We start from the raw sequence: 15,149 nt of genomic DNA on the forward strand, positions 1-15,149 counted from the left end.
GTTTTGCCGGCCTCTGCCATGGCAGTTAACCGCAGCAAACCCAGCGTACAGCAAATGCTGGGGCAAAAACTGATGCTGGATTTACGCTATTACTGTGCAAAGCCGCCAGCCAGCGGCCAGTGCCGTACTGCGATGACGCAACTGCCGCCTGAACTGGCTGCACTGATCCGTGATTACGATATAGGTGGCGTGATCCTGTTTGCGGAAAACCTCAGCGGTATCGCGCAAACTATTCAGTTAAACCGTGACCTGCAAGCCGCCGCGGCGGGCTCGGCATTGAAATTGCCGCTGTTTATCGGTATTGATCAGGAAGGCGGCCGGGTAGCGCGCTTGCCGCGCAGCCTGGCCACCAGTTTTGCCGGCAATATGGCCATAGGGGCTACCTACGCCGAACATGGCACAGCCTTTGCTGCTACCGTGGGGCAGGTGCTGGCAGATGAATTGCTGCCTTTGGGCATTAATGTGAATTTTGCCCCGACGGTAGATGTTAACGTTAACCCGCAAAACCCGGTGATCAATGTGCGCGCCTTTGGTGAAAACGCGCAGCAGGTTGCAGAGTTGGGCGCGGCCATGACAGCCGCGATGCAGCAGCGTGGCATGATAGCGGCGTTAAAACATTTCCCCGGCCATGGCGATACTGAAGTAGACAGCCACTTAGGCTTGCCGCGGGTCGACCACAGCGCAGAGCAGATCCGTCAGGTAGATTTAAAGCCTTTTGCCGACATTATTAAACAGCAGGCACCGGGGATGATCATGACGGCGCATATTCAGTATCCGGCGCTGGACAGCAGTACTTTTGTCTCGAAAGACGGCGAAACCATGCTGAAACCGGCTACCTTATCCGCGAAAATTCTGCAGGGTGTATTACGTGAAGAGTTAGGGTATAACGGCGTTATTGTCACCGACGCGCTGGATATGGCCGGTATTGCTAAATTTTTCAGCCATACAGAAGCGGTAGTGCAAACCTTTGCCGCTGGTGCCGATATTGCGCTGATGCCGGTGAAACTGCAGCATCCGGGCGAGCTTAGTGCCCTGGCCGAGCTGCTGGAAGCGCTGAGCGCCGCGGTAGCTAACGGCGATATCAGCCCAACTGAGCTGGCCGCGTCTTACCAGCGCATAGTGGCGTTAAAACAGCAGTATCCGTTGCTACCACAAGCGGTAAGCAATGCAGAACAGCTGGCGCAGGCCGAGGCCGTGCTGGGCAGCAAAGTGCATCGCGCTCATGAGCTGGCGCTGGCCAAAGCCGCACTGACTCAGGTAAAACCGGCGCAGGCGGCCTGGCCGTTTACCCTGAGCGACAGTAAAAAACTGCTGCTGATTATGCCGGATCAACTGAAGGCACAGGCACTGGCATCGGCATTGCAGCACTATAGCCAAAACGCATTCGAGATTGACGTGATCAGTTTGCAGCAAACCGATTTAAGCCGGGTGGCAGAGCAAATTGCCACGGCCGATCTGTTGATTAGCGGTTTTATTGCGCCAATGCAAAGCCTGGCCGATATTGGCGGTATGGACGACATGACCGGCATTGCGAATATTGCCGCGGCCTACGAGCGCCAGACGCAACAGTATGAAACCCTGTTGCCACTTATAAGTGCGCAGCAGAAAAAGCATATCTTTCTTAGCCTGCGTGCGCCTTATGATATTAGCCGGTACGGCCAGTATGCCGGTGTGGTGCTGGCCAGCTATGCCTATAACACGGCCGAAGATGTTACTGCGATCAGTGCCGGTAACGCGACTTACGAAGCGCTGGCACAGGCGCTGTTACAGCAATACCCGCTGACCGGCCGCCTGCCGGTAACGGTGGCCGGATATAACGACTGATGCTGGCGTTATACCGGCGTTATGCCGATGCCATCTTAGCGCCGTTGCCAGCCCGGCGGCTGCTGGCGCTGGATGCCCTGCGCGGTCTGACGATAACGGCGATGATCCTGGTTAATAACCCCGGCAGCTGGAGTTATGTCTATGGCCCGCTGCGCCACGCTGACTGGCATGGCTGGACACTAACCGACCTTATTTTTCCGTTTTTTATTGTCATTGTTGGCATGTCGCTGCAGTTAAGCCTGCAACAAGCTCAGGCCACCAGTAAGCTGGCCATTATCAGGCAGGGCGCACTGCGCAGCCTGAAACTGTTTGCCCTGGGGCTGTTTTTAGCACTGTTTTACTACAATTTTCGGCAGCCGGATTACAGCTATGTTGAGCAGAAACTGCTGACGCTGCGCTGGCTGGGGGTACTGCAGCGTATTGGCCTGGTGTACTTTATTACCCTGCTTATTGTGCTGTACTGTGCCAGCCGCGGCCGTATCCTCTGGTTGCTTGGCCTGTGTGCGGTATATTTGCTGGCGATGTTATTTGTGCCTTATCAGGATGCGCAGGGTAATCAGTTTCGCGGCCTGCTGTTGTTTGGTAACAGCTTTGCTGCCTGGCTGGATTATACCGTGCTGGGGGCGGCTCACGTCTATTACCGTAATGCCACGCCTTTTGCCTTTGATCCCGAAGGGCTGTGGTCAACCTTACCGGCGGTGGCCAGCTGCTTAAGTGGTGTGCTTATGGCGCAATGGTTACAAGCTGAACGTAGCCTGGTGCAGAAAATCCGCGGCCTGTTGCTGTTGGGTGTGATCGCGGTATGGCTGGCTGAGTTATGGCATTTTAGCCTGCCAATTAACAAAAGCCTGTGGACGCCCAGCTTTGTGCTGTTAAGCAGCGGTTATTGCGCCATCGCGCTGGCGGCCTGCATCTGGCTGTGCGATGTCAAAGGCTGGCGGCGCTGGAGTGCGCCCTTTGTGGTGTTTGGCGCCAATGCCATTTTATTTTTTATGTTGGCCGGTATCGCCGGGCGTTTGCTGGGTATGCTCAGTGTTGGCCAAAGCTCGCTGCACAGCTGGCTGTTCGCCAGGCTCTATCAACCGTTGTTTGGCCATTACAATGGCTCTTTAGCCTTTGCGGTCAGTTTTCTGCTGTTGTCTTACCTGTTAATGCACTGGTGTTATAAGCGTGGCTACCTGTTAAAGGTGTAACCAGCGAAATGCCGCCTGACAAAGCGCCGGCTTTGACATAAGCTGATGACATTAGGCCACTAAGTCAGTGCCGGAGCCGGAATGAAGCGAGTCTACACCACCCTGTTGTTAGCCTTAACCTGCAGCCCCTTTGTTGCAGCCGACGGGCGTGAAGTGGTGGTGGGTGTGTACCAGAACGCGCCGAAAATTGTTGCTGCTGCGGATGGCAGCCCGTCTGGTATTCTGGGTGAGTTGTTGTTGGAGATCGCGGCGCGTCAGCAATGGCAGATAAAAGCCGTACAGTGTGATTGGGCTTATTGTTTGCAGTTGCTGCAGTCCGGTGAAATAGACTTACTACCCGATGTGGCGCTAACCGAGCAGCGCCGGTTGCAGCTGGACTTTCACCAAACACCAGCCTTGTACAGCTGGTCGCAGCTGTACACCGCACCTGGTGTGCAGCTTGAGTCGCTGGCAGAGCTGGCGGGTAAGCGGGTGCTGGTGCTGCAGGAGTCGGTGCAGCAGCAATATCTGCAAAAGATGATCACCGACGCCGGCCTGGATACAGTGCTGCTTAGTGCCCGCTCAATGCCGGAGGCCTTTGCTATGGTATCCGCCGGTCAGGCCGACGTGGTGGCGGCCAATCATTATTTTGGTCAGGCCCAGCTGGCGAAGTACCAACTGAAGCATAGCAATGTGATTTTTCAGCCGGCACGGTTGTTTTATGCCACTAAAAAAGGCCGTAATCAGGATTTACTTACGGTAATTGAAACCCAGCTGGCACAGTGGCAGGCCAATATCAGTTCACCTTATTATCAAATTCTGCAGCGTTGGGGTACCGACGTGCCGGCACCGGTTATACCGCAAAATGTGTTGTGGTTACTGGCCATGTTAAGCAGTTTTTTATTGCTGGCGCTGGGCGGAGCCTGGTGGTTAAGGCGCGAAGTTGCAGAGAAAACCCGCCATCTGCAAGCCAGTGAAGAGCGGCTTAGCACCATATTAAACAGCGTTGATGCGCATATTTATATCAAAGATACCAAGGGGCGCTACCAGTACATTAACCGCAAAGTGGCAGAGTTGTTTGGCTGTCAGCCAGATGATGCTTTAGGGCGGCGGGATGATGCGTTTTTTGATGCTGCCACATGCGCCAACCTGCAACAAAATGATGAAAAAGTGCTGCGCCATGGCGAGCGTCTGGTAGAAGAAGAAAATAACACCTCGCTTGATGGCCAGCAACGCCATACCTACCTGTCGGTAAAGCTACCGCTACGTGATAATAAAGGTCACATTTATGCGCTGTGCGGTATTTCTACCGACATTACCGAACATAAACAGCAACAGCAGGAAATACATCAGCTGGCATTTTATGATGCGCTAACCGGCTTACCAAACCGGCGTATGCTGCTGGACCGGCTGCAACATGCGGTGGCGATACGCCAGCGCCAGGCTGACAGTGCCCAGGGCGCCTTGTTGTTTGTCGATTTAGACCATTTTAAAGACTTAAACGATACGCTGGGGCATGCCATGGGCGACGAGTTACTGCAGCAGGTGGCGCAGCGGCTACAAACCCATTTACGCAAGGTAGACACGCTAGCCCGCCTCGGTGGTGATGAGTTTGTGGTGTTACTCACCGATTTGCACCCCGACCTTGAGTTATCGAGCCAGAAAGCCAGCCTGATTGGCGATAAAATAGTGCAGTTGCTGGCCGAGCCTTTTATGTTACAGCAACGGCCTTATAACTTATCTGCCAGTGTTGGTGTGGTAATGTTCTCTGACGGTTGTAACGCTGATCAGTTGCTACAGCGCGCCGATCTGGCCATGTATGACGCCAAAGAGCGCGGCCGCAATGGCGTGCGGTTTTTTAATCAGCAAATGCAAGCCGATGTCAGTGCCCGGGCTGAATTGGCGGCCGGTTTACGCCAGGCGTTATTACAGCAACAGTTTGTGTTGTATTTTCAGCCGCAGCTGCAACATGGTAGTGGTGTTGTCGGTGCCGAAGTCTTACTGCGCTGGCAGCATCCAACGCTGGGGATGATGGCGCCGGGGCACTTTATTCCGGTAGCCGAAAGCAGTGGCCAAATTCAGGCGATTGGCTATTGGGTGTTGCAGCAAAGTTGCATGCAACTGGCGGAGTGGTCCCGCCACAGCGCAACCGCTAATTGGTATCTGGCAGTGAATATCAGCGCCCGCCAGCTGCATGCAGCCAGCTTTGTCGCCGATGTGCAAAAGGCACTGCAAGACAGCGGTGCCAACGCAAACTGCCTGGTGCTGGAGTTAACCGAAAGCCAGCTGTTGCAGGACATCGACAGTGTGATAGACAAAATGCAACAGCTTACGGCGCTGGGGGTGCGTTTTTCACTGGATGATTTCGGCACCGGTTACTCATCGCTAAGCTACCTGAAGCGTTTGCCACTACAGCAGTTGAAAATAGACCGTTCCTTCGTGCGCGATATACTCAGTGACCCGAACGACAAAGCCATTATTAAAACGATTTTGGCACTAGGCAAAAGCCTGGAGCTGGCGGTCATTGCCGAAGGGGTTGAAACCGACGCGCAATACCAAAAGCTGTTACATTTAGGTTGTCAGCAGTTTCAGGGCTATTACTTTGGCAAGCCGGCGCCACTGGCCGACTTTATGAGTCAGCAGCAATCGTCAACGCAGCGCTAAACGGCACAGTAGGCATAGTTGCGCCAGGGCCGCGTGAAACTCAGCATCGCTGTTATTCGCGATGCCCAAAACCAAACCACAACGCTGCTCAGCGCCAAACAGATACCGGCTTAGTGGCTGCGCCTTAATTTGATGCTGGCTAAGTGCGCGCAGCAACGCCGCTTCATCTACCGGTGCCGGAAACTGCAGCACCAGATGCAGGCCAGCATCTTTGGCGTGTAACTGGCACCGCGGCAGTTGCTCGGTTAGCAGCTTAACCGCCAGCTGTTTACGCTGCTGATAAAAGCGGCGCATTTTGCGCAAGTGGCGGCCAAAATGGCCTTCTGCGATAAAGTCGGCCAGTGTCGCCTGGGGTAATAACGGCACATCGCCATGCAGCGCCTGCACTATCGCCGCGGCCTCGCCAATTACCCGCTTTGGTGCGACCAGATACCCCAGCCGCAATCCCGGAAACAGGGTTTTACTGAACGAGCCTGCAAACAACACGCCTTCGCCACCGGCTAAGCCCTGCAAACTGGCAATGGGCCGGTGTTGGTATTGGAATTCGCTGTCGTAGTCATCCTCTACCAGCCAGACGCCATGTTGCCGCGCCCAGTCCAGCAGTGCCAGCCGGTTTGGCAACGGCATAATGCCGCCCAGTGGATACTGATGGCCCGGCGTTAAAAACAACGCCTTTGCCGCCGTATCGCCAGGCAGGCTGGCAATGTCCAGCCCGTCGGCAGTTGCTGCGTTCAGATGTTGCACCTGCAGCTCACTTAGCTGCAGCGCCTGTTTTAATCGTGGATACCCCGGCGTTTCCATTAATACCAGCTGATTGGCGCGGGCTACCAGTTTCGCCGCCACAAACAGTGCCTGCTGGGCACCGGCGGTGATCAGAATACTGTGTTCATCGCAACTAACCTGGCGCGCCTGCCGCAAATAGGGTACCAGCGCGCGGCGCAGTGGCAAATAACCAAGCGGATCGGCAAAGCCACTGAGCGCAGCGCGGCAGACGTGGCGCTGCTGCAAGCGCTGCCACAATGCATAAGGAAAGTGCTGCAGCGCCGATACGCCCGGCTGCAGCAAGCCATTAACCGGGCCCTGTTTTTGTGGCAGCTTGTAGCTTTGCAGTGGCAACGGCTTTACCGGCATGGCGCTGGCTGGTGCTGGCTGAAAGTACTGCTCTGGCATAGCGCACACCTGATAACCGCGGCCGGGCAGGCCGGCAAGATAGCCTTCTGCCACCAGTTGCTGCAGTACCTGGTTTACCGTGTTCCTGCTTAAGCCCAGATCGGCTGCCAACATGCGACTGGACGGCAGCAGTGCGCCACCGGGCCAGCGTCCGCTTAGCAGTTGTTGTGTCAGCACCTGGTAGAGCTGTTGTTGCAAACTGCCGTTACCACTTAGCTGCAGACCATCAGTAAATAAACGCAACTGGATCTCTCTTTTTGTTTAAACCGGTACTTTTTTAAGTACCAGTTTAGCCAGTAAGCTAACAACAAACAACGGGAGAGCAACAGATGAATATTCTATACCAACAGGAAAGCAGTTTTAATTTGCCCGACATGCTGGCGCTGTACCGCGCCTCTGGTATTAACCGGCCTATAGACGACAGCACCCGGATGGCAACGATGTTGGTCAGTAGCAACTTATTGCTGACGGCAAGATTGGATGGCAAGTTAGTTGGATTGGCACGCTGCTTAACCGACAAGGCCTATGTGGTATATATCTGTGATTTACTGGTCGATAAAGCTTACCAGCAGCAGGGGATTGGCAAGGCGCTGCTGGCGGCGGTGCAGCAGGCGACAGGACCACAGGTGCAGCAGTTACTGCGCAGCGCGCCGTCGGCAATGCAGTATTACCCGCAGGTCGGTTTTACGCCGGTAGAGAATGGTTTTTATATTCAGCGTCAGTATTAGTAAGGAGTCATTCGTGTATCCGCCGCCGTATTATCACGTTACAAACCGGGCACAACTACGGGCGTTTTTACAGCAACATTACTTTGGCGTGTTGTTAAGCAGCACCGGCAGTTTAGGCTATACGCCGCTGCCGTTTTTATTTGACTGGCAAACTGGTGCAGACAAAGCTTACTGCCATTTGGCCCGCAATAACCCACAGCTAAGCCAGCTGGATGGTGCTGAGGTGACTGTACTTGTCCAGGGGCCGCATGCCTTTGTGCCCGCCAGTTGTTATCAGCAGCAACCAGCGGTATCGACCTGGAACTATGCTCTGGTGGAGCTAAAAGGCACTGCCCGCCTACTGAATTCTGAACAAACCCTGGCATTAGTGCGACAGCAGGAAACACACAGCGCACCGGCGATGCAGCAAGCTGAGGATTATCAGCAGAAACTGGTTAAAGCGATAGTCGGCGTGGAAATTAGCTTAAGCAGCCTAAGCGGCCGCTTTAAGCTATCACAAAATAAAGCGCCGGCTGAGCGGCAGGCAGTCATCGACTATTTGCAGCAAAGCGAGCAGTCAACCACGGTATGGCAGCTGATGAAAAAACAGCAGTTGTAACGCCGTGTTAAATGTCGCTGGCAACACTTTGGCGCGGTAGTTCGCATAGTGCCCAGACAGACAGCGGTTTAATGGTACTGTTGATAATGTATTGTTCAGGCTCTTTGGTTAACTCACATTGCAAATTGGCGAGTACCTGGCTAAGTGGATGTTGTACCAAGCTGTAGTGACTTTGCCATGAGAACAGGTTTATGTGGTCATCGCCTTGTCTGAGAAAAATACCATGTTTCACCAAAGTGGGTTTACTGCGTTCTGCCAGCCAACCGGGGCGAAGTGAACGTATGCTATGCGCCGGAAAATTAAACTGGCCGTTATCATCGGTAACTGTTGTGCTGTCAGCGTAACTGCCATAGGTTAATTGACGCACGATAGTTGCACCTGCGATCGGTTTACCATTATCGGTAAGTACGCCCGACACGGCAGGGCTAAGTTGCACTTCAACGGCACGAAACCCGCTAAGTATTGGCACGTAAGAAAATATCGCTCCCGCTAAACCAATAGCAAAAGGTGCCGCGATAATGATAACGGCCCATTTCAGACTGACATAGGCCCATAACACACTGGCAATGACACCGAACACGGCAATACCGCCGGTGATGATCACCAGCCAGTGCATCATCATCATGCCATATAAGATATCGCCAATATCTTTGCCGCAAAAATAGCACTGGCTAACACCACCGCCTTTTTGCTCACAGCCGAGCATACTGGCCAGCGCAGAGCCAAGCAGAGCAATTAGCAATGGCGAGACGCCAATAACAATACTAAAAATGGCAAGACGGGTAGGGGTCATAATATTGTCACTATAAATTCAACGCTGGATGAAATGCTTTAGTGCCGCGACTATTCCAGATTGTCAAACGCCTGCCGAGCAGAGCGATATAGTGCACCCAAAGTGACGTCAAACACCCAACGAATAAAGCGTGCCGTCAGATCCGCAACTGTCTTTGTTACATAACCGGCAAACACTAACATATGACCAAGCAATCCTTTAACATCTTCGAAAAACTCGGGAGTAAGTTTAGCAATATGCTCCATGCTACGAGCCAGCAAATCATAAAATGTTAGTGCAGTTCCAACCCCGGCTGCTGCCAGAATAACAGGCAATTGTCCCGCCTTTTTTAGGATGGTGATCAAGGCATCAGTAATTCGCAGTGACCAATAGGTGCTAAATGATGCTTGATGGCGGTTTGCATATCTCAATACGACAGACTGAGCGTTTGTTCTGGTATTTTGTGCTATCTCTTTCCAGCTGTGACCGCTGGCAGTGTTAAGGTAGCCCGGCCGTTTGGCCATAGAGTGAGCAAAAGGGTTGATAGACATGCCGGGTGATAACACAAACTCATGCTTGTTATACGGTGCATGAATAAACGGCCACACCGGTATCATTGGGATAGGGTCAGATGCGTGTACGCAGCGAAAGTGTTTATCTATGGTTGAGGTTGTTTTTTTAGCGAATTCTGTCAGCCCAACCCTCGGGGCGCCAAAAGTGTATAAACAGACCCGGTTACCATAATAACGTTTTACCCAGTCCGCAGCGAGGTGAGCCAGCGCGCCTCCCAAGCTGTGGCCAACACAATGTAAAGTGCCGCTCGAATTGCCACGTAACAGCGGGTCTAAACTTTCTGTTAGGGCGGGTTTGATACTTTGAAACACTTTATTAAATCCGGCGTGGATGCGTGTTTGGTTATCGCCAGTGGCAAGACCAAAATGTAAGTCGGTGACAACATCACGTAACTCAAGACTCTTGAGGCTAATCTTCATAAAAGTACCGCGAATAGCCAAAACCGTATCGCCCTGATACTGATTTTTACCATGGCCTATCACCGCAAAACCGGTTTGACGGTTAAATACTCGGGAGAGCATGCCGCCAGAGACGCCCATTATTGGCCCATTACTTAAATCAAAACTGAAATTGTTGGTGATTTGTGAAGGCAGTTTGCCGAGACTATAGCCAGTTCGTTCAGCCGTTCGTATTTGATATGCTGCATTCGCTAGCTGAGAGGCCATTTGAGGTGTAAGAGTTTTCATTTCATAATTTCCTTATTCTTTATAACACTTTCGTCAGCGAAGCTGCATTTACTAATCGCTCCTAAGTAAATCCCTGGATTTAAAGGGTCAGGTTCTAAATCCAAACCAAAATCTGGGTTGCTGAGTTCACATGTCATCTCTTTTAGTAGGGCATTAAAACTATTGAAATCGAGAGTGTTTAAATTTGAGATGCTAAAAATATTAATAATCTCATCTTGCTGAACGTAAATATTGTGCTTGACCGCGGTGTCAAACATTGACTCTCTAACCTTTATTATTTTTGCTGGGAAGGTGAAGTGGCCATTGCTATCTGTAACCTGCTTTTCGCTGTATGAGTCGTCACCGTGTTTAAGATCTCTAAGTACTGTCATTCCTGAAGCCGGCCGACCATTCAACAGAATTTTTCCTTGAATTACCGGTGAAAGTTGTAGTTCTTTCTTTTTAAACCAACTAAACATATCTGCCATAACCTGTTGTGAAAAAACAAAAAATACTAAAAATCCTAGCGCTGCTGTTAGCAGCAGCCATGGCTTGCGCTTTGTACTCATACCTTGCATGGAAAGCTCTGCACCAACGAAGTTGCTAAAAGATAACTAAAAGGCAATATTTTGTAAATTAATTATTTGTTAATCAGGGCGGGGAGAGGATATGGCGCTGTGGTTACAGCGCCTGATTAAGATGACTTAGTAGTCGAATTTATGCGCGCTAAATAGTTGCTGCACAGCCAGCCAGACATCACCGACCTCGCCGTTACCGACCGGCTTGTCGTTAACAAACAGCACTGGTGCTATTTCTTTGCTGGAGCTGGTAAGCCAGATTTCATCAGCGGCTAAAACCTCAGCTTCGCTGATATCGCGCTCTTCTACCTTGATGTTGCTGTGCTTGGCTAAAATAGCCAGCAGTAGTTGCCGGGTAATGCCTGGCAGCAGTTTATGGCTGAGTGGCGGTGTGGCAATAACGCCGTCTTTAACAATAAATACGTTTACTGCCGCACCTTCGGTTAAGTTGCCGTCTTTATCAAACAGCAATATTTCCTGTGCACCCTGGCTGTAGCCTTGTTGATAATGCAGCACATTGCCAAGCAGCGACGTGGATTTAATATGGCAGCGCTGCCAACGTAAGTCTTGTCCTGTGACCACAGCATAAGTGGTGACTTTACTTTTATCGGCCACCGGCTCTGGTGGGATAGCAAAGGCAAAACCGAATACGGTTGGCGTTATGTTGGCCGGGAAGGCATGGCCGCGCTTGCTATCGGTGCCGCGACTTACCTGAAAATACACGCCGATATTGTCGCCCAGCTCGGCGCGGTTATCGGCCAGCAATTTGTCGGCAATGCTTTGCCAGTCGGCCTGGCTTAGCTTTGGGTCTATCGACAGCTGGGCCAGGCCGCTGTGCATCCGCTCGATATGCGGGCCAAAGCCAACAAAGCGGCCGCCGTAGCTTGGTATCACTTCATAAATACCGTCGCCAAATAGAAAGCCGCGATCCATCGGCGATATTTTCGCTTCGCTGGCCGGTACAAAGGCGCCGTTTAAATATACTGTTGTCATTGCGGTTCTCGCTGTAAACACGGTTCGGTTGTGTCAATCGAACCGGTTCACCCACACCGACACGCCGTAAATACGTCCCTGTAGGCTCGATTCGGCCATCCTGGCCTGCAACGGTCGGCTTAGGGTAAACCGGTTCTCATTTCATTAGTAATTCAAGATCTTTAATCAGCTGCTCGCCTTCGGTATGCGCCAGGCCATCTTCGGTTAGCGTATTTAACCGGGTAACGCCATCCACACTGCCTTTGGCCGATAAATACTGCAAAATGGCCAGCGGATCGGCGTCGCTTAGCAGGTTCTCACCGCGCAATACCGACACCATGGCGGCTAAGGCCCAGGCCGCCCAGTTAGATACATCAGCGACAATCAATTCATCGCATTGGGTTACACTGGGGGTGATATTCAGCGCACTCACCTGCTGATACACATTGCCCATACCAATTTCATTACCGCCATCACCAATGCCGAGCGTCGGGCAGGGCGCCTGCGTTAAAAAATAATCAAAGCTGGCACAGCGGGCTGAAATATCTTCGCCACGCATATTGGCGTAGCGCCCTTTGGCATTAAAACCGGGCCGTTCAATCGAGATCACCAGCTGGGGGTTAAGCTCAGCCAAAGCGGCTTCGGCAATAGCCGGCAATGCATTGTACTGATTTACTGTAATTTGATAGCACTGATAATCAGCTTTTAACACGCTGTACAGTGGGTCGCCACAGACAATTACCGGCTTGGCGCCGATTTTTTGCAGCAACTGGTATAAACCAATAGCACCGACCGGGCCGTCGGTTTCAAAAGTATCCAGCACCGGAAAGCCGGTGCCAATCAGCACAGTGCCATTGCATTGGTTCAGTAGTTTTGCGGCGCGCAATATATAGCCAGGCCGTAAATGTGGCTGCAGAGTCGCCATACCGCGCAAATTTTGCCGCACCAATAATTGTTCTATCTGCTGACTAATGGCCAGATAATCCACCGCTGCTGTGCTCATTTACAGTTTCACCAATTGGCTGGTTATGGCATCGGTACGCACTTTGGCCAGGCACAGCGCATTATGCGCCTGCTCGGGGCTAATGGGCGTAAAGTATACTTCGGTGCCAGCGCCGGCCTGGGCCAGCAAGGCACAATCCAGTGACAGCACGCTACCGATTTTTGGGTAGCCGCCTAAGGTTTGCCTATCGTTTAACAGCACAATCGGCTGGCCATCTGGCGGAATTTGTACCGCGCCATAACAGATGCCTTCTGACAACAATTGCGTTTGCCGGCACTGAATAGCCGCACCTTTTAGTTTATAGCCCATGCGGTCGGCCTGCGGTGTCACTTTGTAGCTATTGAGATAAAAGCGCTGGAGCTCGGTAGCGCTAAAGCTGCCGGCCTGATAACCCTCAATCAGCCGTAGCGTCAGCGTCTGGTTAAATTGAGGCCGGTAACGCGCCGGTAAGCGCTGACGTTGCAGCTTATTAACGGCCTGCGCGCTAAGCGTATCGCCGGCTTGCAGTTTATTGCCATTTAAGCCGCCGATGCCTTCGCGCAGCACGGTCGCCGTGCTGCCAAACTGCGGCGCAATGTTAAAACCGCCTGCGACAGCAAGATAAGTACGCAGGCCTTTGCTTACCATGCCAAGCTCAATGACATCGCCTGCCTGTACCTGATGCACTGTCCATTGTTCTACAGCTTTACCGTTGATACTCACTGGTAATATCGCACCGGTGACGGCAATATAACTTGGGCTGTCGGCGCGTAGCTGCAAGCCACCAACGCTGCACTCAATTAAGGTGGCATTGGTGTCATTACCCAGCAAACGGTTGGCCCAGGCGGCAGAAGGTACATCCATGGGCCCGCCGGTGGTTAAGCCCAGTGCGCCCTGGCCAAAGCGGCCACTGTCTTGCAGCAAACTCAGTACGCCGGGTGCTATAACGCTAAATCCGCTCATGGCTTAGCTCCCGTCAGTTCAGCTTCTGGCAGCTCGCCACCTAAGCGGATAAACTCGGCCTTATCAATAGCAACAAAACGCACTTCATCACCTACCGCTACCGGCATCGCGGGTTCGGCTTGCGGGTCAAACATCCGCGTTGGGCAAAGACCAATTAAATTCCAGCCGCCGGGAGAAGGCGCCGGATACACCGCCGTTTGCCTGTCGGCAATAGCGACAGCGCCGCGCGGCACTTTGGCGCGTGGCGTGGCTAAACGCGGCATTTGCAGCAGCGGGTCAACCTCGCCTAAATAGGCAAAACCGGGTGCAAAGCCAATGGCATAGACTCTATAGCTTATCGCCTGATGCCGCTTAATCACTTCATCGATACTGATATTTTTGGTCTGGGCGATCAGCGCTAAATCCGGGCCGGATTCTGCACTGTAATACACCGGCAGTTCAACCAGTTTGCCGCTGTGGCTGTCACCGCTTTGCAGCTGTGCCAGACAATGCTGCAGCTGCGTCTGCACCCGGTATAAATCGGTGCTAAAGGGGTTAAATATCACCAGCACAGAAGCATAAGATGGCAGGATATCGATGACATCTTCAGCAAGCTCTGCCTTAATCAGTGCACAGGCTTGCTGCACCAGTGCAGAAATAGCCGGATCGATGCGCTGGTCAAAATACAGCATCAGTGCATTTTCACCGGCGACAGTCAGCTGATATTGCACCTGACTCATACCAACAGTGCCCGTATTTGCTGCACCTGGGCTATTGCGGCCTGGTTATCACCATGCACACAAAGCGTATCTGCGCTTAGCGCAAGCTGTTTGCCGGATGCGGTGGTAACACTGCCATGTTTAACCAACTGCCTTACCTGTGCCAGCATATCATCGCCATGCAACACGGCGCCGGCCTGGCTGCGTGGGGTTAGCGTGCCTTCGTCGGTATAACGCCGGTCGGCGAAGGCTTCAAACAATAATGCAACGCCCTGAGCTTTGGCCTGGGCGGCAAATTCCTGTTGGCGGGCGGTGGCTAAAATCATTAGCTTTAATGGTTTATAAAAGCCAGCTACGGCGTCCAGTACGGCGGCAAATATCGCCGGTTTGGCCATCATATCGTTGTAAAGTGCGCCATGAGGCTTAACATAGCTCAGCGTTACACCTGCGCTTAACGCCATGCCATCCAGTGCGGCAATCTGATAGCGCATACAGTTAACAATTTCACTGTGTGACAGTGCCATACTGCGCCGGCCAAAGCCTTGTAAGTCGGGGTAAGAGGGGTGAGCGCCAATGGTTACGTTATGCTGCTTGGCCAGTGTCAGAGTGCGCGCCATCACATCGGCATCGCCGGCATGAAAGCCACAGGCAATATTGGCCATATCAATATGCGGCATAACATCGGCATCCAGCCCCATTTGCCAGCTGCCATAACTTTCGCCCAGGTCACAATTTAATTTCATTGCCGCACCACCACTGCAGAAATAATTTATTCATGTTGCTTGCTAAT

Annotated in this window: 14 protein-coding genes; 5 read left to right on the forward strand and 9 right to left on the reverse strand. The window is 52.4% G+C overall.

What is annotated here, in order from left to right; genetic code table 11:
* The first annotated feature begins 18 nt into the window (after positions 1–18).
* The 3 genes from EYB30_RS01595 (at position 19) to EYB30_RS01605 (ending at position 5,660) form a co-directional block, all read left to right on the forward strand.
* The gene (locus tag EYB30_RS01595) at positions 19–1,824 is read left to right on the forward strand and encodes a glycoside hydrolase family 3 protein (RefSeq protein ID WP_241697934.1); all 1,806 of its coding nucleotides are present in this window, start codon (positions 19–21) and stop codon (positions 1,822–1,824) included.
* Positions 1,824–3,017, forward strand: a complete 1,194-nt coding sequence (locus tag EYB30_RS01600; protein WP_166836323.1) for an acyltransferase family protein — start codon at positions 1,824–1,826, stop codon at positions 3,015–3,017. Before EYB30_RS01595 ends, EYB30_RS01600 begins: the two co-directional genes overlap by 1 nt.
* 81 nt (positions 3,018–3,098) lie before the next feature.
* Positions 3,099–5,660 (forward strand): EAL domain-containing protein, encoded by a 2,562-nt coding sequence (locus EYB30_RS01605; protein ID WP_166836326.1) that lies wholly within the window; start codon positions 3,099–3,101, stop codon positions 5,658–5,660.
* Here EYB30_RS01605 and pdxR read toward each other — a convergent pair.
* A complete protein-coding gene (gene pdxR, locus EYB30_RS01610; RefSeq protein ID WP_166836329.1) occupies positions 5,646–7,073 on the reverse strand; it encodes a MocR-like pyridoxine biosynthesis transcription factor PdxR in 1,428 nt (475 codons plus the stop codon). The two genes, EYB30_RS01605 and pdxR, sit on opposite strands and share 15 nt — an antisense overlap.
* Before the next feature lie 86 nt (positions 7,074–7,159).
* Here pdxR and EYB30_RS01615 point away from each other — a divergent pair, with 86 nt between their 5' ends.
* On the forward strand, positions 7,160–7,558 hold the full coding sequence (locus tag EYB30_RS01615; protein ID WP_166836332.1) for a GNAT family N-acetyltransferase: 399 nt from the start codon (positions 7,160–7,162) through the stop codon (positions 7,556–7,558).
* 13 nt (positions 7,559–7,571) lie between these two features.
* Positions 7,572–8,156, forward strand: a complete 585-nt coding sequence (locus tag EYB30_RS01620) for an FMN-binding negative transcriptional regulator (protein ID WP_166836336.1) — start codon at positions 7,572–7,574, stop codon at positions 8,154–8,156.
* A gap of 7 nt (positions 8,157–8,163) precedes the next feature.
* On the opposite strand, the gene EYB30_RS01625 is transcribed toward EYB30_RS01620, so the two are convergent.
* The 8 genes from EYB30_RS01625 to EYB30_RS01660 all read right to left on the reverse strand — a co-directional run bounded on the left by EYB30_RS01625 (position 8,164) and on the right by EYB30_RS01660 (position 15,102).
* The gene (locus EYB30_RS01625; RefSeq protein ID WP_166836339.1) at positions 8,164–8,949 is read right to left on the reverse strand and encodes a DUF6795 domain-containing protein; all 786 of its coding nucleotides are present in this window, start codon (positions 8,947–8,949) and stop codon (positions 8,164–8,166) included.
* Positions 8,950–8,999: 50 nt separating this feature from the next.
* Positions 9,000–10,187: a lipase family protein gene (locus EYB30_RS01630; protein ID WP_166836342.1), complete on the reverse strand. Its 1,188-nt coding sequence runs from the start codon at positions 10,185–10,187 to the stop codon at positions 9,000–9,002.
* Positions 10,184–10,744, reverse strand: a complete 561-nt coding sequence (locus EYB30_RS01635; RefSeq protein WP_166836345.1) for a DUF6795 domain-containing protein — start codon at positions 10,742–10,744, stop codon at positions 10,184–10,186. The genes EYB30_RS01630 and EYB30_RS01635 overlap by 4 nt, the downstream gene beginning before the upstream one ends.
* Before the next feature lie 126 nt (positions 10,745–10,870).
* The gene (locus tag EYB30_RS01640) at positions 10,871–11,737 is read right to left on the reverse strand and encodes a D-amino acid aminotransferase (RefSeq protein WP_166836349.1); all 867 of its coding nucleotides are present in this window, start codon (positions 11,735–11,737) and stop codon (positions 10,871–10,873) included.
* A 136-nt stretch (positions 11,738–11,873) separates the two neighbouring features.
* Entirely contained in the window at positions 11,874–12,719 is an 846-nt protein-coding gene (locus EYB30_RS01645; protein WP_166836354.1) for a DUF4392 domain-containing protein, read from the reverse strand.
* Positions 12,720–13,661, reverse strand: coding sequence for a 5-oxoprolinase subunit C family protein (locus EYB30_RS01650; protein WP_166836357.1), 942 nt, complete (start codon positions 13,659–13,661; stop codon positions 12,720–12,722).
* Positions 13,658–14,380, reverse strand: coding sequence for a 5-oxoprolinase subunit PxpB (gene pxpB / locus EYB30_RS01655; protein WP_166836359.1), 723 nt, complete (start codon positions 14,378–14,380; stop codon positions 13,658–13,660). The genes EYB30_RS01650 and pxpB overlap by 4 nt, the downstream gene beginning before the upstream one ends.
* Positions 14,377–15,102 (reverse strand): 5-oxoprolinase subunit PxpA, encoded by a 726-nt coding sequence (locus EYB30_RS01660; protein ID WP_166836362.1) that lies wholly within the window; start codon positions 15,100–15,102, stop codon positions 14,377–14,379. Before EYB30_RS01660 ends, pxpB begins: the two co-directional genes overlap by 4 nt.
* Positions 15,103–15,149 lie beyond the last annotated feature (47 nt).

Origin of the sequence: Rheinheimera pleomorphica, from assembly GCF_011634895.1 — a bacterium.
GTDB classification, from domain to species: domain Bacteria; phylum Pseudomonadota; class Gammaproteobacteria; order Enterobacterales; family Alteromonadaceae; genus Alishewanella; species Alishewanella pleomorphica.